The sequence below is a fragment of the Spirosoma areae genome, from assembly GCF_054781775.1.
This window is the reverse complement of record NZ_BAAGTT010000040.1, coordinates 279,899-298,243: the sequence shown is the minus strand read 5'-3', so window position 1 is coordinate 298,243 and position 18,345 is coordinate 279,899. Positions and strand designations below refer to the sequence as shown.

At 50.1% G+C, this 18,345-nt stretch carries 19 protein-coding genes and 1 tRNA gene; 14 read left to right on the top strand and 6 right to left on the bottom strand.

Translation table 11 applies throughout. The features are described from left to right. Window positions 1-79 precede the first annotated feature (79 nt). The 7 genes from ACYVI1_RS24805 (at window position 80) to kynU (ending at window position 6,982) form a co-directional block, all read left to right on the top strand. Window positions 80-1,186, top strand: a complete 1,107-nt coding sequence (locus tag ACYVI1_RS24805) for a glycosyltransferase family 61 protein (protein WP_460913551.1) — start codon at window positions 80-82, stop codon at window positions 1,184-1,186. A 115-nt stretch (window positions 1,187-1,301) separates the two neighbouring features. Then, window positions 1,302-1,658, top strand: coding sequence for a four-helix bundle copper-binding protein (locus tag ACYVI1_RS24800; RefSeq protein WP_460913550.1), 357 nt, complete (start codon window positions 1,302-1,304; stop codon window positions 1,656-1,658). Between the two features lie 14 nt (window positions 1,659-1,672). Beyond that, complete coding sequence (locus ACYVI1_RS24795) at window positions 1,673-2,719, top strand: exo-alpha-sialidase (protein WP_460913549.1); 1,047 nt, start codon at window positions 1,673-1,675, stop codon at window positions 2,717-2,719. Window positions 2,720-2,749: 30 nt separating this feature from the next. Then, entirely contained in the window at window positions 2,750-4,276 is a 1,527-nt protein-coding gene (locus tag ACYVI1_RS24790; RefSeq protein ID WP_460913548.1) for a hypothetical protein, read from the top strand. 88 nt (window positions 4,277-4,364) lie between these two features. After that, the gene (locus tag ACYVI1_RS24785; RefSeq protein WP_460913547.1) at window positions 4,365-4,730 is read left to right on the top strand and encodes a heavy-metal-associated domain-containing protein; all 366 of its coding nucleotides are present in this window, start codon (window positions 4,365-4,367) and stop codon (window positions 4,728-4,730) included. A gap of 261 nt (window positions 4,731-4,991) precedes the next feature. Beyond that, window positions 4,992-5,630: a carboxylesterase family protein gene (locus tag ACYVI1_RS24780; RefSeq protein ID WP_460913546.1), complete on the top strand. Its 639-nt coding sequence runs from the start codon at window positions 4,992-4,994 to the stop codon at window positions 5,628-5,630. Next, window positions 5,627-6,982, top strand: a complete 1,356-nt coding sequence (kynU, locus tag ACYVI1_RS24775) for a kynureninase (RefSeq protein ID WP_460913544.1) — start codon at window positions 5,627-5,629, stop codon at window positions 6,980-6,982. Before ACYVI1_RS24780 ends, kynU begins: the two co-directional genes overlap by 4 nt. 37 nt (window positions 6,983-7,019) lie before the next feature. On the opposite strand, the gene queG is transcribed toward kynU, so the two are convergent. Together queG and ACYVI1_RS24765 are read right to left on the bottom strand one after the other, a co-directional pair. Continuing rightward, window positions 7,020-7,985, bottom strand: coding sequence for a tRNA epoxyqueuosine(34) reductase QueG (gene queG, locus ACYVI1_RS24770; protein WP_460913542.1), 966 nt, complete (start codon window positions 7,983-7,985; stop codon window positions 7,020-7,022). A gap of 68 nt (window positions 7,986-8,053) precedes the next feature. Beyond that, window positions 8,054-8,248 (bottom strand): hypothetical protein, encoded by a 195-nt coding sequence (locus ACYVI1_RS24765; RefSeq protein ID WP_460913541.1) that lies wholly within the window; start codon window positions 8,246-8,248, stop codon window positions 8,054-8,056. On the opposite strand from ACYVI1_RS24765, the gene ACYVI1_RS24760 reads away from it, so the two are divergent. The 6 genes from ACYVI1_RS24760 to ACYVI1_RS24735 all read left to right on the top strand — a co-directional run bounded on the left by ACYVI1_RS24760 (window position 8,232) and on the right by ACYVI1_RS24735 (window position 12,906). After that, window positions 8,232-8,837 (top strand): nucleotide exchange factor GrpE, encoded by a 606-nt coding sequence (locus tag ACYVI1_RS24760; protein WP_460913540.1) that lies wholly within the window; start codon window positions 8,232-8,234, stop codon window positions 8,835-8,837. The genes ACYVI1_RS24765 and ACYVI1_RS24760 overlap by 17 nt on opposite strands. A gap of 92 nt (window positions 8,838-8,929) precedes the next feature. Further along, on the top strand, window positions 8,930-10,090 hold the full coding sequence (dnaJ, locus tag ACYVI1_RS24755; RefSeq protein WP_460913539.1) for a molecular chaperone DnaJ: 1,161 nt from the start codon (window positions 8,930-8,932) through the stop codon (window positions 10,088-10,090). Window positions 10,091-10,415: 325 nt separating this feature from the next. Further along, window positions 10,416-10,790, top strand: coding sequence for a phage integrase SAM-like domain-containing protein (locus tag ACYVI1_RS24750; RefSeq protein ID WP_460913537.1), 375 nt, complete (start codon window positions 10,416-10,418; stop codon window positions 10,788-10,790). A gap of 57 nt (window positions 10,791-10,847) precedes the next feature. After that, a complete protein-coding gene (locus tag ACYVI1_RS24745; RefSeq protein WP_460913799.1) occupies window positions 10,848-11,207 on the top strand; it encodes a tyrosine-type recombinase/integrase in 360 nt (119 codons plus the stop codon). Between the two features lie 239 nt (window positions 11,208-11,446). Beyond that, entirely contained in the window at window positions 11,447-11,956 is a 510-nt protein-coding gene (locus tag ACYVI1_RS24740) for a hypothetical protein (protein ID WP_460913536.1), read from the top strand. A gap of 14 nt (window positions 11,957-11,970) precedes the next feature. Further along, window positions 11,971-12,906, top strand: a complete 936-nt coding sequence (locus ACYVI1_RS24735; protein WP_460913535.1) for a glycosyltransferase family 2 protein — start codon at window positions 11,971-11,973, stop codon at window positions 12,904-12,906. 171 nt (window positions 12,907-13,077) lie between these two features. Here the strand turns inward: ACYVI1_RS24735 and ACYVI1_RS24730 are convergent, their stop codons facing one another. After that, the gene (locus tag ACYVI1_RS24730) at window positions 13,078-13,515 is read right to left on the bottom strand and encodes a hypothetical protein (protein WP_460913534.1); all 438 of its coding nucleotides are present in this window, start codon (window positions 13,513-13,515) and stop codon (window positions 13,078-13,080) included. A gap of 150 nt (window positions 13,516-13,665) precedes the next feature. On the opposite strand from ACYVI1_RS24730, the gene ACYVI1_RS24725 reads away from it, so the two are divergent. Continuing rightward, a tRNA-Phe gene (locus ACYVI1_RS24725) sits at window positions 13,666-13,728 on the top strand. Between the two features lie 518 nt (window positions 13,729-14,246). Here the strand turns inward: ACYVI1_RS24725 and ACYVI1_RS24720 are convergent. The 3 genes from ACYVI1_RS24720 to ACYVI1_RS24710 all read right to left on the bottom strand — a co-directional run bounded on the left by ACYVI1_RS24720 (window position 14,247) and on the right by ACYVI1_RS24710 (window position 18,310). Further along, window positions 14,247-15,920 carry an RICIN domain-containing protein gene (locus ACYVI1_RS24720; protein WP_460913533.1) on the bottom strand — a complete coding sequence of 558 codons (1,674 nt, stop codon included), beginning with the start codon at window positions 15,918-15,920 and terminating at the stop codon, window positions 14,247-14,249. A 475-nt stretch (window positions 15,921-16,395) separates the two neighbouring features. Beyond that, window positions 16,396-16,794, bottom strand: a complete 399-nt coding sequence (locus ACYVI1_RS24715) for a T9SS type A sorting domain-containing protein (protein WP_460913532.1) — start codon at window positions 16,792-16,794, stop codon at window positions 16,396-16,398. A gap of 487 nt (window positions 16,795-17,281) precedes the next feature. Beyond that, on the bottom strand, window positions 17,282-18,310 hold the full coding sequence (locus ACYVI1_RS24710) for a sensor histidine kinase (protein ID WP_460913531.1): 1,029 nt from the start codon (window positions 18,308-18,310) through the stop codon (window positions 17,282-17,284). Window positions 18,311-18,345: the final 35 nt, after the last annotated feature.

Below are 18,345 nucleotides of genomic sequence, written 5' to 3'. Positions count from 1 at the left end.
GCTGTCACATTTTTTGCCCACGAAAGTCTCAATAGTGATAAAAGGTAAACTAAAGTGTATGGTAAATTCGGTTAAACTCATGCTGAGGAAACTGACCGGGCTATTGCTGAAAGCATGCCGCCTTACCTTATTGACGAAGGACCAGACAGAAGCGTATCTGAATGGCTATCAGATAGCCGACCACCCGGAGGTGCGTAGTTTACTGCCTATCGTACCAAATGAGGCTAACCCTACTACGCTTATTTTCAGGCAAACCGTTGCTGTTACGCACCGAAGCTATGTCTGGAACTATGAACCCGGTGCCCGAAGAGCCCGTCAACTGCCGTATGGAGGTATCCTGACGGACAACAACGTTTTTTGCACAGATTACGATAGCCACCATGTAGCGAAGAATTTTCTAAACACAAAAAAGCGAATTCGCAGCGAACGGGACATTGTTATTGCGCCCTGGAGTCATTATCTGGATGGAGTTGCCTTCGGCGGTTATTACGACTTTGTTATTCTGGTGGCTGCTAAATTATGCCGCATCAAAGAGTCGATGCCCGAAGCTGAGTTTGCCAAAGTCGTTGTGGCTTATCCTCTCTTTAACACGGCTTATGAGCAGGATTATTTATCGTTAATTGGCGTTGAGCCAGACCGCGTTTTCGACAGTCGGCTGCATGATATTCGATTCAGTCGGGCCATACTGGGCAATAGCGGGCATTGGTTTTACCCGAATCCGACGGATATAACAGCCCTGAAAAAGCAGGTAGAAACGAAGCTGCAGCCTCAGCGAACGCAACGCAACCGCATCTACATCAGCCGGTCGGGTCGTCGCCGGGTGGTGAATGAAGAAGCGCTGATTACGTTACTGAAAAAATACGATTTTCTGATCATCGACGATAAGCCCAGGTCGGTTACCGAGCAGGTGACAATCTATAAAAATGCGTCATTCATTATAGGGCCACATGGCGCTTCGTTTACCAATATTATCTGGTGCGAACCCGGCACGCATCTCTTTGAATTATTCTCATCTACGTATGTTGTTGAGCATTTCCTGTACTTATCGCAATTGATGCAAATGAGCTATTCGGCTTATCATCACCATATTAAGATGGACGACAATAACCGCGAGTTAGAAGAAAACATCTTTGTGTCGATTGCTGACCTTGAAAAAAGTCTCGATGCCCTCTTTGAACACGCGTAATCTCAGGGCGTGTAGTGATCAATCGAACCCATAATTATGTAAAAACCCTATTGGCCATGCGTAGTTATCCTGACAGACCAAGGGTGGTCAGCTATGCCTAAATTCAATTGCTCTGATGGAAACCATGCAACATAGTCACAGCCACGTCGATACCTGTTTCGAGTGTGCGGAAGCCTGCGAACGATGCGCCACGGCCTGCCTGGACATGGGCGACAAAGACGGGAAGGGCCATGCTATGACGGCCTGCATTAAACTCTGCCGCGACTGCGCCGATGTCTGCACGCTCTGCGGTTGGTTAGATGCCCGGGGTTCGGCTTTTTCGCGCGATTTTATGGTTTTATGCGCCGAAGTCTGTGAGGTTTGTGCCAAGGAATGCGAAAAGCACGCGGATCACCACGCTCATTGCAAAGCCTGCGCCGAAGCATGTCGTAAGTGTGCCGATGAATGCCGGTCAATGTCGGCAAATGCGTAACTAAACCAATCAACATGATCTCCCCTGCACTTCTTCTTTTGTTTGTAATTAACTGGCTGGCCGGTCCGGAACCGCCCGGCAGCAGCGAGATAGGTAAGGGCATCCATCCGTCAATAGCTACCGACCCAGTCGGGCGCGTTCATGTTGTATATGGGCAGGGAGACCTTGTTTTTTACACGACTTCGCCGGATGGGAAACGGTTTGATAAGCCTGTTCGGGTGGATAGCCTGCCGGGGTTGCACATCGGCGCATCACGCGGGCCACAAATTTCCGCTACCGGGCAATCTGTAGTCATTGCGGCCCTGGATAAGGCCGGTAACGTGTGGGCCTACACCCTGATGCGGACTACCAGCCGGTGGCAGAAACGAGTGCGCGTAACTGATGTCGCTGACATTGCCAAAGAAGGTTTTGTTGCCTTGACGGCTGGAGGAGATTCGGTTTATAACGCCGTTTGGCTCGATCTGCGGGGCAACAAACGCAATAAGCTTGTGGGCGCACGCTCAACCGATGCAGGCCGGACGTGGTCTGCCAACGAGGTACTGTATCAATCACCTGACGGTACCGTTTGCGAATGCTGCCAGCTTTCGGCGGTTAGCCAGGGCAGGCAGGTTGTCATTATGTTTCGCAATTTTCTGAATGGTTCGCGGGATATGCACCTGCTAAAATCGGCGGATGGCGGCCTGACATTTGGGGAAGCCCAAAAAATAGGGGAAGGAACCTGGAAATTAAACGCCTGCCCTATGGATGGAGGTGGCGTATGGATGACGCCAGACGGCTTGATTTCGACCGTTTGGCGACGAAATGACAAACTATTTTTCGCGCGGTCCGGACAGCCTGAAACAGAAATTGCCACCGGGAAAAATGCGAAGATTGCTACGACCGCAAAAGGCGATTACATCGTCTTTCAGCAAGACGGACAGGTTTGGATGCGTACACCTGACCACACCCGGCCAACCTCTATTGGGTCAGGAGCCTACCCTAAACTGACGCGGCTATCCAGCGACCATATAGTGTGCGTTTGGGAACAGGAGGGCACAATTCGGGCGGAGGTTATTCCCTGAAACCGCTTACTATAAACGAATGACAACGGAATGAACCGATTTCTTTTCATGCTGCTCATGAGCAGCCTGGCAGGTGTAGTTACTGCCCAGCACCAGCATCATGCCACTGGGTCAATGCCTGCCACTGATAAGCCCGTCAGCAAGCCAAAAGCCGATACAACCAGGCCCGTGGATCATTCGATGCACAGCGGTATGGATATGGGCGGGCACAACGGAATGAACAGGGGCGATTCGATGGGCAACAGGCCTATGGCCAACTACGGCCTGACGATGGACCACACGATGGGCATGACGCACTCGCTCTCCCGAAATCTGTCGATGAACCGAAATGGTTCCGGTACGTCGTGGCATCCCGACAATACGCCCATGTATGCCTACATGAGTCAGCCAACCCCCAACGGCTGGAGTTACATGCTGCACTATGCCATCTACCTGCGCTACACCAGTCAAAATACAGGGAATGAGGATAAGCGGGGGCAAGGCAGTCAGTTGGGTGCCCCCAACTGGTTTATGGGCATGGCCCAGCGTAAGGTTGGAAAACGGGGCTTGTTTCAGGTGCGGGCCATGCTCTCCCTCGACCCGCTGACGGTGGGAAACGGTGGTTATCCGCTGCTTTTTCAAACCGGCGAAACCTACAAAGGCCAGCCGCTTATCGACAAACAGCACCCGCACGACCTGGTTTCAGAACTGTCGGTAAGCTATAGCCACGCCTTCAGCAAAGACATTGAGTTGTATGGCTATGTGGGCTACCCCGGCGAACCCGCCCTGGGGCCACCCGCGTTCATGCACCGGATTTCATCGTTCAATAATCCTGATGCACCCCTGGGTCATCATTGGCAGGATGCATCGCACATTTTGTTTGGCGTGGCCACCGCTGGCTTCCGATACAAATGGGTCAAACTGGAAGGATCGACATTTAAAGGCCGTGAACCTGACGAAAATCGGTATAATTTCGACAAACCCAAATTTGACAGTTACTCTTATCGGCTTTCCATTAATCCCGCGCCATCGCTGGCCCTGCAGTTTTCGCAGGGATTCCTGACCGACCCTGAAGCAGCGCATCCCGGCGAAAACACCACGCGCACAACGGCATCCATTTTGCATAATAAAGGGCTGGGAACAGCCCGGTATGTAACCTCAGCCTTTGTCTGGGGGCGCAACAGCCCCCACGACGGTGAAGACGAGAATTCGTTTCTGGCCGAAAGTAGTTTGCAGATGAACCGGGCCGCTTTTTATGGCCGATACGAGAACGTCATGAAATCGCTGGAAGAGTTAGCTATTGGAATTGACCCGGGGTTCGGCCCCGAACATGACCATAGACTAATGACAATCAACAACCTAACACTCGGTATGAACTACCGGCTTGCACAAACCTATACTACAGATTTGGTCTTGGGTGTCCAGATCACAGGAAGTATGCCGGAAAAATATTTGCAGGGACTCTATGGGAAAATGCCTGTTTCCGGGCAAATTTACCTTCGTTTATCGCCCAGCCTGATGACCATGCGGAACATGAATCATTCGGGCCACAGCCAAATAAAGCAAATGCATCACTAAATGACATTCCTAAGGAGTATATACCGCGATGCCGGGCACCTTTTTTAGCTACTATTCGTTATCAATTCGCTGTAAACCAACCAAAACCATGTTACGTAACCTGTTTCTAACGGCCTTAACCTCGCTGCTGCTTGTTGGTACCCTTTTTGCCAGCGCACCTGTCGGCGACGATAAAGAGAAAGAAGTAAAGATTAAGACATCCGCCATTTGTGGCATGTGCAAAGCTCGCATTGAGCGAAACCTGGCTTTTGAGAAGGGCGTGAAGGAAGCAGACTTAGATGTAAAAACTAAAGTCGTCACCATCAAATACAACCCGGCCAAAACGGACATAGCCAAATTGAAAGCCAACATCAGCAAGACCGGCTACGACGCTGAGGAAGTAGCCGCCGACCCCGCAGGCTATAACAAATTGCCCAGTTGCTGCAAGAAAGGTGGTGGCATGGACCATCAGTAGAGAGATAGTTTCAGGATGCGAAACGGCCCGGAATCAGAAAATTCCGGGCCGTTTCGCATCCTGATTTTAGCTGGTTTTTGTTGATTACCCAATTCGACTCATTCGTCTCCCCGCTCTGATGGATATATCGTCAGTGATCGGTTCGTTTGATGATTTTTAGAATGGAAAGCAAGATTTGCCAATCTTTGTGAATTCTATTATCGACCGATGCGACCGCTACTCATCTTTTCCCTTGTCTGCTCTTTATTTCTGCCGTTATCGTTGAAAACGTACGCGCAGGGCACTCTGAAAAGTCGTGAAAAATACGATTATCTGCTGTACCTCCCTAAAGACTACAAGCGGGGAAGCGCAGCCTACCCGTTGGTGATTTATCTGCATGGCGGGTCGCAGCGAGGGCAGGATTTGACGAAACTCAAAACCTATGGCTTACCCTACCTGGTCGACAAAGGCCATCATTTTCCGTTCATTATTGCGTCTCCGCAGTGCCCGGTGGGAAAAAGCTGGTCAACCGATAATTGGCTTGACAGTCTCTATACTGACCTGGCAACCAACTACCGGGTCGATGCCAAACGAGTGTATCTAACCGGCATCAGCCTAGGTGGGTATGGTTCCTGGCAAACCGCTGTCGATCACCCCGATAAATTTGCGGCTGTGGTGCCCTTATGTGGTGGCTGCGATGATTCTACCCAGATTTGCCGACTTAAACAGGTACCCATCTGGACATTTCACGGAACGGCCGACGCGATAATCCCAATCTCCGAAACAGAGCGCCTGGTAAAGCGGTTAGAAAACTGCAAGGGGCAGGTAAAGTTTACCCGCCTGGAAAAAGAAGGGCATAGCATTCAATATCTGTATGAAGATACCGCCATTTTCGACTGGCTTCTAAAACAGCATAAATGACTTACGAAAACTCCCTTGCCTTCGCTCAGCACCTCGACCAAACCGACCCGCTTCGGTCGTTTCGCGAGCGGTTCCACATTCCCCGGCGCGAGGGAAAACCGATGACCTATCTGTGCGGAAACTCACTGGGATTACAACCTAAAACAGCACGCGCTGCGGTAGAACGAGAACTGAACACCTGGCAGAGTTTAGGCGTTGAGGGCTGGTTTGAAACGTCCGGCGATCTGGAGGCCGAAGGCGCCGACCAAACGTGGCTGGGCTATCATAACACCTGCAAATCTGCCCTGTCGCAAATTGTCGGCGCGCAGTTGTCGGAGGTTTGCCCAATGAACGCGCTAACGGTTAATCTGCACCTGCTGCTGGCCTCATTTTACCGGCCCGGCCGGTCGGAAAGCCCAACTCGGCGTTCCGACACCTCCGCCAGTGCGGTGAATTCGCCTGATGAGAAAAAATTCAAGATTCTGACCATCAACGGCGATTTTCCATCAGACCAGTACGCGCTGGAAACTCATGTGAAACATCATGGCTTACAACCCGCTACGGCCATCATTGAAATTGGCCCACGCTCCAATGACGCTCTGATTCACACAACCGATATTCAGAACGCCATTGCCGAACATGCCGATTCGCTGGCTATTGTCTGGATGAGTGGTCTGAATTACTACACCGGGCAGGTGTATAACATGGCTGCCATTGCCGAAACGGCCCGGCAACACGGTATTCTCATTGGTTTCGATTTGGCTCATGCCATCGGTAATATCCCACTTCGGCTCCACGACTGGGGCGTCGATTTTGCTACGTGGTGTTCCTACAAATACCTGAACGGAGGCCCCGGCGCCGTGTCGGGCGTGTTTGTGCATCAGAGACACCACGACCAGAATCTGCCCAGACTTGCCGGTTGGTGGGGCTATCGGGAAGATAAACGGTTTGAGATGACGCCCGGTTTTTTGCCCGCACCGGGTGCCGACGGCTGGCAGGTTAGCACCCCACCTATTTTGGCGCTGGCCCTGCACCGGGCCGCGCTGACTATCACGGCCGAAGCGGGTGTGGCTGCCCTTCGGCAAAAAAGCGAGCAACTGACGGGCTTTCTGGAGCATGTTCTGGCTCCTTTCCACGAGATTCAACTCCTGACGCCCGACGACCCAAACCAGCGCGGTTGTCAACTATCGCTGTTGGTTCGCAAAAATGGCAACGCATTGTACACATACCTCACCGAGCAGGGTATCATTGGCGACTGGCGCGAACCTGATTGCATCCGGCTGGCCCCCACGCCCTTATACAATACGTTTGAGGAGGTCTGGCGAGTAGGGGAGGTGTTGGGGCGATTTTATACAAAAGAGAACACGGATTGAGCGGGTAAATGCTGATAAAAAATCTGTGTTTACCCGCTCAATCCGTGTCATCCCCGCTCCCTTTGCCTGAATCAGGCTGATTAAAGGCAACGTTCCGTTTCAATCCGGCTAATTTCGTGCGTTTCACCGCCGACCGGCGAAAGATTTCCTGGAAAACATCTTCGGTAATTTCCTCCCAGTCAGACCTGGTAAACGCGGCTAATTCGGGATGTGGGTCGAAAGCGGGCGTTTGATGGGGGCGGGCAAATCGGTTCCAGGGGCAGACATCCTGGCAGATGTCGCAGCCGAAAATCCAGTTGTCAAATTTTCCGCGAACATCATCGGGGATGGCTTCTTTGAGTTCAATTGTGAAATAAGAAATGCACTTGCTGCCATCCACCACATACGGGTCCACAATGGCATCGGTTGGGCAGGCGTCGATGCAGCGGGTGCACGTGCCGCAATAGTCGGCAATGGGGCCGTCGGGTTCCAGTTCGAGGTCGAGAATCAACTCGCCAATGAAGAAAAACGACCCCATTTCGCGGTTAATCAGGTTCGTATGCTTACCCACCCAGCCAAGCCCAGCACGTTTGGCCCAGGCTTTATCCATGACCGGTGCCGAATCGACAAACGCCCGTCCGCCAACTTCGCCAATCTCATCGTGAATGCAGGCCAGTAGCTGTTTTAATTTGTCTTTTATAACAAAATGATAATCAGTGCCGTAAGCGTACTTTGAGAGTTTATAGCCGGTTTCTCCTTCGGGTAAAGTCTGTTCGGGGTAATAGTTGAGAAGCACTGTAATAACCGACTTGGCATCATCGACCAGCAGGCGAGGGTCGAGCCGCTTATCGAAGTGATTGGCCATGTAATTCATCTGCCCGTGCATCCCGTTTTTGAGCCAGGTTTCCAAACGCGGGGCTTCATCGTCCAGAAAATCCGCCTTTGCCACACCGCAAAAATCAAAGCCTAATGCCGTAGCTTTAGTTTTGATGAGTTGGGTATAGTGGTGGGCGGGTGCGTGCATTAATCAGAGAAGAATTAAGAAGGAAGCCTAAAATCAAGAGACGTTGGTTGCTGTGAACAAGAACGATTTCAGCGAATTTTTAAATCCTGTGAATCATTAAAATCATATAAATCCTGCCGGACCGACGTTTCGTCGGGCTGCCGGAGCCGTTCCAGCTTCGTGTCAAGTTGGCAGGAAATGCGGTTTTGGCCGGGCTTTTGACCATCTTTGCCTATGAATTTCTGGAAGCGAAATAGAAACTCAGTAATGGAAAATAAAGACATTTTGGACGAACAAGCGTCTACCGATACGCAACAACCTGACAACCTGACAAGCGAAGAGGCCGTAACCATCAACGGTGGAGAGTCTGACGAAGGTGTGAATGATACTCTGACAGAAGAGGCTGATGATACAACCGGCACACAGGAGCCGGATAAAACAACGCGTGAATTAGCTGAACTGAAAGATAAATACCTCCGTTTATACGCTGATTTCGAAAACCATCGTCGGCGTACAGCTAAGGAAAAACTTGACCTAATCGGTAATGCTAACGAGGGGTTGCTGCAAGCGCTGATTCCGGTGGTCGACGATTTTGAGCGGGCTATGCAGTCCATTGAGAATACCAACGACGTAACGGCGCTGAAAGAAGGTGTTTCCTTGATTTACACCAAGTTAGCCAAAACGTTGGAAGGCAGGGGTTTAAAGCCGATGACCGCCAAAGGCGAACCGTTCAATGCTGATTTGCACGAATCCGTTACGCAGTTTCCGGCCCCCAGCGACGACCTGAAAGGCAAAGTCATTGACGAAATCGAGAAAGGATATTACCTGAATGACAAAGTCATTCGGTTTGCAAAAGTGATTGTAGGAGCATAATTAATGTATAATGAATAACGCACAATGTATAATGCGTTCAGAAATGGGCGGCATTCTGCATTGTACATTATTCATTATACATTCCCAAATGAATGGCAACGAAGCGCGATTATTACGAAATTCTGGGCGTTGACAAGAACGTCTCGGCAGAGGATTTAAAGAAAGCCTATCGCAAGATGGCCATTAAATACCATCCCGATAAGAACCCCGACGATCCCACCGCTGAAGAGAAATTTAAGGAAGCCGCCGAAGCATACGACGTGCTGAACGACCCGCAGAAAAAGGCTCGTTATGACCAGTTCGGTCATGCCGGCATGGGCGGGGCGGCCGGTGGCTATGGCGCCGGTGGGCCGACGATGGAAGATATTTTCAGCCAGTTTGGCGACGTCTTCGGCGACGATTCACCCTTCGGGGGTTTCTTCCGGGGCCAGAATGGTGGCGGTGGGCGGCAGCGCGTTCGGCGCGGCTCTGACCTGCGTATCAAACTGAAACTGAATTTGCAGGAAGTTGCCAACGGCGTTGAGAAAAAAATCAAAGTTAAACGGCATGTTTCCTGCACTACCTGCGGAGGCAACGGGTCTAAAAACGGAACCGCCGTGCAAACCTGCTCAACCTGTCAGGGCACGGGCCAGACCCGCAAAGTGGTGAACACGATGCTCGGCCAGATGGTCTCGACCAGCACCTGCCCGACCTGTAATGGCGAGGGCAAACTGGTGACCGACCGCTGCGATGCCTGTTTTGGCGAAGGGCGGGTCTTGCAGGAAGACGTTATCCCCATCAAAATTCCGGCGGGCGTGGCTGAGGGTATTCAATTATCGGTGGGCAGCAAGGGCAACGTACCCCCGCGCGGTGGCGTTGCAGGTGATTTGCTCATCGTAATTGAAGAGGAAGAAGATGCCGATCTTAAACGCGACGGCAACAATGTGGTGTTCGACCTCTACGTTAACTTCGTGGATGCGGCCATTGGCACGAGTGTGGAAGTGCCCACCATTGACGGCAAGGCCCGAATTACACTCGAACCCGGCACGCAGAGCGGCAAAATGCTGCGGCTGAAAGGCAAAGGTATTAAAGAACTCAACGGCTACGGGCGGGGCGACGAAATTGTTCACGTCAACGTTTGGACACCCAGGGCGCTTTCGGTAGACGAGCGAAACATCCTGGAAAAGTTACGCAACTCACCCAACTTCCAGCCCAAACCGAATAAGAACGAGAAAGGATTTTTCGACAAAATGAAGGATTTCTTTCATGGATAAGTACCGCTGATACGTGTACAAAAAACGATTACTTGATAAAGTATCAAATCAGCCCCTATACGGGGCTTTTTTGTTAGTGAGCATGGTATTTATTAGATGTTTGTTATGTGATTTTTTGGTTTCTGTTTGTACCTTTCGTGTATTCTATCGTCAAAATCGCTTGTACCTGATGGATAAGTGAGAAACGAGGTACAAATTATGAAAGTAACCCTACGTGAAAACCAATCAGTGATGACCGTAAATGCCTCTATTTAGACTTTTACCCGCTCATTCAGCACCCAGATACTGGTAAATCGACGCGCCGGGACCCGTGCCAACCGGCTGTGTGTCTACCACCTGCATAGTTAGTTTCTGTAACGGTAAATTGCCCGCTGATGCCGTTACGGAAGGATTCTGTCGACAGTTCAAGAAATACCTGTCAACCGCCAGGAATCTCAATACGCAGCGGCTCCATAACCAGACGCTTTCTCATAACACGGTAGTAGGCTACTACATCATTTTTAAAACCGCTCTAAAGCGTGCTGTTCAGGATGGAGTACTATCGAGTAACCCAGGGGAAAACGTAAAGCCATTCAGGCCGAAACAAACCCAACGTGAATTCTTAAGCCTGGCTGGACTACAAGCGCTGGCAAAGGCTGATGGCGATATACCCGAATTGAAACGGGCCGGACTGTTTACGGCCCTCACGGGCTTACGATAAGGTGACGTTGAGAAATTGGTTTGGGCTGAGGTGTAGGACGATGAGAACGGTCCATCTATACGTTTTACGCAGGAGAAAACGGAAGGAGCTGAAACCATGCCCCTTAGCGCCCAGGCACGCGCCCTGTTGGGCGAACGGTTAGCTGATGGCAAAGTATTCCCAAACCTTTTGTATTTGTCACACCAGAACTGTAAGCTGCAACTGTGGGCAACCCGCGCCGGTATAACCCGCCCGATTACGTTCCATGCGTTCCGGCACACCTTCGCTACGCTGCAACTTCAACACGGCACGGATATCTATACAGTCTCCAAACTCCCTGACCACCAGGATTTAGCGACTACTCAGGTATACGCCAAGATTGTCAACGAGCAAAAGCGGGCGGCTGTAAATCGGTTGTCTTTAGATATGCAGGAATAGGAGTATTAGTGAGCGTTTAGATAATTTGGCAGATATCCGAATGGTTCCTTAGATACAAGGCGGAATATCGTACACCATTAGAGCAACGGAAGGTGAATTTCACTTAAACTTTATGATCGGCTGGCCACTCGCCCTTATTGACTAAGTACCCAATTAGGGCTTCTTTTAGTAACCGGGCCGCCGGGCGGCCCGGTTGTGCTGATTTTCAACTATTTACAGAAACGAAGCCTACCATTACAATGATTAAAGACAACAAGACAGTCCACACCAACGGGGAATCCATTCAGAAAATAATTGATGGAGTGAACATCCGAAAGCTAAACACCATCGCAGATGAAAGAGGTAGTATTTGTGAAATGTATGATCTCAGATGGGGCTTTCACGACGAGCCACTGGTCTATGTCTATAACGTTAGCATCAGACCTCGTCAGTATAAAGGGTGGGTCTGCCACAAATGCCAGGACGACCGTCTTTTCTTTGAACTTGGTGAAATCAAGATGGTATTATACGATGGCCGAGAGAACTCTCCGACCTATCAACAATTAAATGAATTTGTATTCGGAACCAACAACCGGGCTTTGATTTCTATTCCGGCCGGGGTTTGGCATCTCTTATTTAACGTCGGAAATGTTGACGCGAATTTTGTCAATATGCCCACGAAACCCTTCAACCACGAAGACCCCGATAAATACCGGTTGCCGTTGAATAATGACATAATACCGTATAGAAATGAATACCTGAACCCTTAACCAAAACGGGTAACATGGTAACGAAATTCCCCACTGTCTCGGTAGTTATTGCTACCTATAACAGTGCAAAAACCCTAAAAACGGCCATTCGGAGTGTACTCTTGCAGGAATACTCCGATTTTGACGTCTGGATTGTGGGCGATGGCTGCACAGACAATAGCCCCGAAGTGGTTGCATCGTTTGCCGACGACAGACTCCATTGGGTCAATCTCCCTCAAAACTCCGGTTCACAGTCCATTCCCAATAATGAGGGAGTCAGACGGGCCAGCGGAATGTATATTGCGTTTCTGGGCCACGACGACCTTTGGCTTCCGGGTCATCTGCGCGTGTTGGTCGAGGCACTTGAGCGCGATAAAGCTGACTTTGTGTATTGCCTGACTGTTTTGCTAAGTTCAGATGGAAACCATGTCGTGTCGGGACAAAAACAGGATTTTTCCGAAAAGGCTTTTGCCACCTCTCAAGCCCACATTCCACCGTCAAGCTGGTTGTTCAAAAAAGAAGTCGCGGCTGATTGTGGCGAATGGATTTCCCCGTCTGAATCCCCATACATCCCCATTGATGTCGAGTATCTGCAGCGAATTGTTGAGAAAGGGAAAAAATTGACTTTTGTTGATGGCGTTTTTGTTGTCAAATTCCCGTCACCCTGGTGGCGACTGTACGACCGAACGAGTAACTTTCCTCAGGAACATTACGTTGAACTGATTCAGACAGACGCTAAAAGTGCCTCAATCGTTATTTTGATTGAACTGGCACATGCTTTCAGCACGAAACTCAATAGTTCTCACACGGTATGGGCAAGTCTTAGAAACGTTATCAAATCGCTCTACCATTCATTTATAGGTTTTTACTCCTACCGCCGATTTCCAATCAATGTGTTTCTGCGGTATCGAACGAGACACCGCCAGACTGAGATTCGGATGAAAAGGGGCCTGCCTGCTACGAGGACGTGAAGTCTATTCAAAAGCAGCAACTCACATCGCTTCTTTCAGCCCCTTCAGCTCGCTGAGCGAGGCCCTGAAGCCGAGGGTAAGGGTGCGATTTCAAATCTGCCCCAATATAAAACCCGGTCCTACTGGCTACATAAAAGCAAGAGGGCCAGGTTTATTTAACTAATTCGCACACTAAACAGCTACCTGCGCTCCTTCCAGAGCAGCCAGTCGGTAGGCCACACCCTGCCGGGCAATCTCAAACAGACCAACCCGGAACTCGGGCAGCTTTTTCGGCCGGCCCTCCGTCCATAGGTCGATGGTATCCACTACCTGCGTATCGTTGGTTTCCCTGAGCAGCGCTAACGCATCGGGCATCGTGAGCAAATGAACGTTAATAACGGGCAATGGCTCATCCGGAGCGAGCGCACGCTGGTAGCGGGCATTCTGGCGGGCTACCTCATACAGCGACTTTCGGAAGAGAGGCTGTTTGTTGAGACAATAATGATAGCGTGATTCCAGCAGGTCGATATCGGCCGTCGAGGTGGTAGTTAACAGCAACTCAATCCGGGCCTCAAGGGTCATGCCGTCAAGGTCCGTAGATGTTAATGGTGTGGTGTTTTGAGTAAGCATTGGGTTTTAGTTAAACTGTGGATTGGTTCGATCTACGCGCGTAATGCGCGTAGAGGGTTTGACTTGTGAAAAATCTTTAATTGGTCCTAAAGGCAGGTACGCGAAGCCAGGCGGGTACCCATCGGCTCCGGAGAGGCCTCTGAATAGAATCACTCAGGGCAGAGTACTGGTCTGAAAAACCAGAAGTCGTCGGTTCGATCCCGACCGGTACCACAAAAGGGAGATGCCGGAGTTGGCTAATCGGGACTGCCTGCTAAGTAGTAGTCGGGAAACTAACACCAGTTATAGGGCTGAGGCATAGTATAGACCCCATTGAGCCGCCTATAAGCAACCTCCAAACTAAGATGATGGTAGGCAATCGGGTTTAATTCAGGTCTTTTTCAGCGATCCAGATATACCAATGAGCAGGGACTTTTTTTGGCTTATAAAATTCCCTTTGTTCTGCTGTAGTAATTACCCGAGTGGGCAAATCAGTATATTTCCCAATTATAGTACGTATTACTGCTCATTGGCTGACAGAACTTTGGTGTTTTGTTCAGCTTAATGGAATTATTCAAACTTAATGATTCCAAAAGTAGCTTTGCTTCGCCCTCAATTTGCCTCATCCACTGGTTGTTACAGGTAGTACTTCACGGTTGATTTGTGAAGGGAAAGGAACCAATAAGGCCCGACAAAATTTAATTTTGTCGGGCCTTACGGGTTCTGGGTGGTACTGCGGCTGCGTTTCGCTCTTAGATTCCAATTTTTGAGTAGGGGACGCGAATCCCTTTGACCCGATAAAAATAGGGGTCAAGGTAGCCGTTTACGCAATCTTCGACCCCACAGGCCGAGAAGTTCAGGCAATAGGTAACCAGCAACTCGTTCCGTCCGTTAACCGCCTGCGGGTGAATGGCCGGTGTATAGTACCGGGCATAGTTGCCATACAGGTACTCTTTGATGCTATACACCTTTTTACGAGCCGTAAACGGCCCCGTTGGGCTGGTGGCCGTAGCGATATAGATGTTGCGGGTAGCATCACAAAGGAAGCCCTGGTCCATAGTTACCAGGATGTATTTTCCATTCAGGTACTCCACATAGCTGCTGGCTAACCCATCGGTTATGCGGGCTGTAGTGCCGGTAACCGGGCGGCTGACCCAAGCCGAGCCGTTCCAGAATGTCCAGGATTGGGGGTTGCTTTGCGGAAAGCGGGCTACGTGAAGGTCCGAGCTATAGCCAAAACCTGTGCCGTGCGAACCAAACGAATAAACGTACCCATCAGTAGCCTTTATCATACCGTTACTATAGCCAATGGCAAACTGTCCGCTCATCCCGGCGGGCGTAGTACGAGTCGCTGACCACTGCGTACCAGCACTCTGGGTCAGGACATACAGCGACTGATTGGTACCCTCTAACCCCCGTCCTTCGCCACACTGGAGATACACGAGGTTGTTTAGTTCAACACCAGGACCGGGCCAGGCAAAGGTGTTGTTGGGTTGTATGTTACAAATCTGTTTGGGGCGGCCCTGAGCGCTGTTGGGGATTGTCATGTTGGGGGTGGCGGTGTTGTCCCAGTTGGTTGCCGATGGCTGAATCAGAATGGAGTTTCCGTAACTAAAGAAATACCGGCAGTCGAATTTGCCATTGGCCTGCAGCGAACTGCCGTCCCAGGCGTCCTGAGTTACCCAGAGCACTTTACCCTTGTTGGCGCCCCAGGTAAGGGGTATGCTGGTGCCCTCGTCGAAGGCAACAGAGCCTTGTGATTTCTGATTGCGGTTAAAGAACCGCACTACCTCGTCGTCGCGGTAGGTATCGGCCGTTTGTGGCGTAAACAACCATTTTTGTTTGTCGGCTGTACCGGCGGTTTCCTGAGTAATTGCCGTACCGTTACTGGTCGAAGCGTTCGCATTGGTTATGGCCAGGCCATTGCCTTTGTTGATAATCCGACCGGTATAGGTGGCGCCAATCTGTTCTACCCGCCAAAGCTGTTTGTCGGCCACAGAAGGCGATTCGGCCGCCTGCTGGAGTTGGGTGCCGGAGACGGTTGTAGCGTTGGGAACTTCCAGAAGTTTCCCGCTGAAGGCATTGCGAATGTGGTAATACTTGGTACTGCCGACGGTCGTTTTGTAGATGACGTGCCATTGCTGCCAGTCGTCGGTATCACCCGTTGTAACGGAAGCCGCATTTTGCACGAGTTTACGCTGGTCATCAAATTTCTCGTTATAGAGCAGATTGCCCGTCACTTCCATGAATTTGCCACCGGCCACGCAGGAAAGCGTGTACATACCGTAATCAGGAAGCTGGACCGCCAGCCGGGCTGAAGCCGCGTTTTCTACCGGCGAAGCAGATTGAAAGCTACTTGTTTTTTCACAGCCTTGCAGAAGCAGTGAGATACACGCAATTGAGCAGAGGAGTAAGTTGTTTTTCATAGTTTGTAAGTAGATGGTTAAAAAAGAAAGGAATTTGTGAAATAAGCGAAATTGTAGTTATCGAACATGGTTAATCGGTTAAATAAGCCAATTATATACTTGAAAATAGCTACCCACCGTTTCAGCTAAGTGGCAGCAGAAGCTGTATCAAGTCGATCCGTAGTAGGCCCGTGTTGATTTGCACGGGTCGGGCTTGAGGTGGTAAATGGGCGACGGGAAGGCGCAGAGAGGTGGAGGCAATTCAGGGCTAAGAGGAAACCGAAGCTAATGTGCTAAACTAAAGCAGAGGTGGCCAGGCTAAAGGTCTGCTAATTTATTGAAGAAGGTTGGCCGGTTTAGCTAAAAAGCAAGTACGTATGATCCCGATAAACAAGCTTTGCCAACTGGGGCTAATCTTATCTACCGGGATCATACGGAAAATTGCTGGCCGTACTTTACACTACATGGTTCATAGTAGCCTGACCGCCTATTCACCTTAGTTAAGGGCGATCTGGCGAATGGAAAGGCTGGGCTGGTGGGTGGCCAGCGTTAGGGCATGGGTCGTCGTTTCTACCCCGTTGGAGATTTCCACCTGGTAGACCCCATCCGCCAGCGCGCTCACGTCTAAGCGGATGCGGGAGACAGTCTGGTTCTTGCCAATGCGTTGAAAGTAGAGCACCCGGCCGTTACTGCTCTTGAGTTGGACCACCACAGATCCACCCGTTTCTTTATCCAGGGCAATATTAAGTTTACCCTCAGCCGTGGTATACAGACCCGTTTTATAGGAAGCTACAGCGGCAGGACGGCCAATGGGGTTGTTGTCAGCAACTGAGGTAGAGAGGCTAATCAGGCTGACCGACACAGCAACGAGCAGGGGTTTGATGAACGTTTTCATGATGATAAGAGGAGTTGTTTAGTTGGTTTTTTATCCGTTTTGGATGAACCAAAGGTCACTGTGTTTGGGCAATTGCTCTGTCATCTATGGGTAAAAAACTGGCAAGTTTGAGTCATCCCAGGTCAGTAGGAGTGGCAGGCCATTCAGGATGATCGATGCCATCGACTAACTGGCCCGCATACTCATTTTTGAGTAGCTCACCGAAGGACTGAATCTTGCGTAGAGGATCCTGCAGATCAGGCGAAGCGATAGCAGCGAATTGTTGCAGGTTTTGACTGGAGCACTGCAAGTCCTGAAGCGGCCTTGCAACTACCCGCTGCGTTGCGCCTGGGCGACTATACTTCTCCCGACTTAGTCGTCAGCTACGCAGTCAATTCCACACGGCGACACCCGCCCGGCGTGGATTCCAGCAGAACTCAGCTCATTGTAAGTTATCTTGTGCCGATACAGATAGAAATGCCGGGAAGGCTATTTTGGCGCCCGTCGCCTACACGGGCAGTGGAATCAGGGGAATAATGACCAGAAACTTTTTCTCATCGTAGTGAACCTCCACCGCCGAATGATAAAGCAGTTTATATTTCATCATAATGTTCTGCAAACCGACCTGATTTGAAGCAACGGTAATCTTCTTTTTCTGTAAATTATTCTCCACGTACAACCGTTTGTTGCTCGTGTAAAGCCGGATCGTTAACGGGCTCTCAGCCGAAATGATATTATGCTTAATAACATTTTCAACCAGCAACTGAAGTGTCAGGGGAGGGATTTGGTAGGTCAGGTACTGGCCTTCAATCTGGTTTTCCATCACTATAGCCGCACCATATCGGGTCTTAAGCAAATGAAAATACGCGTTGATGAATTGAATCTCATCTGCGAGTAGACAAAGATCCCGGTTGTTTTGCTGAAGTAAGTAGCGATACACCGATGATAACTCATCCAGAAAGCGTTCGGCCTGATCGGCATCTGTGGTAATCAGGGCCGATAATGAGTTGAGGTTATTAAAGAGAAAATGAGGATTGATTTGCGTTTTGAGCGAGTCAAGCTGACTTTGCAGGTTTATTTTCTTTAATTCCTGCGTTTCGGTGTAGGACACCTTCCAGCGCTGGTAGAGATAAATGCCTTCGTAAACGGCTGCTATCTGTATTGTGCCAACGACCGAGACAAGCGTGTTGAAAAAGTAGGGATTAAACGCAAAGATCTCAGCAGAATGCCAAAGCCCGATTAGTTGGTAAAATAAGGTTTGTGTGATACGAATAATACTGGCAAATACAATAAACCAGCCAAGCTGGTACATCACTCGCTGCTTCGTTTGCGCCAGTTCGGGGTATCGTCGTCGGGAGAAGATAATTCCCCGTCGATTACTTTCCCATACCAGCACACTGCCAAGCATGAAAAAGAAGGGAATTCGCCAATCATCAGGATAAGGAACATTTGTATAGCCATACATGGCCCACTGTCCCCCCAATGCCAGAAGTGGTACGCCCAGGGTCCGCATCCATGTGTCCTTCAGTTGGTACATTACCCTCTTTAACGGTTCAAGGCCAGGTAACAGAT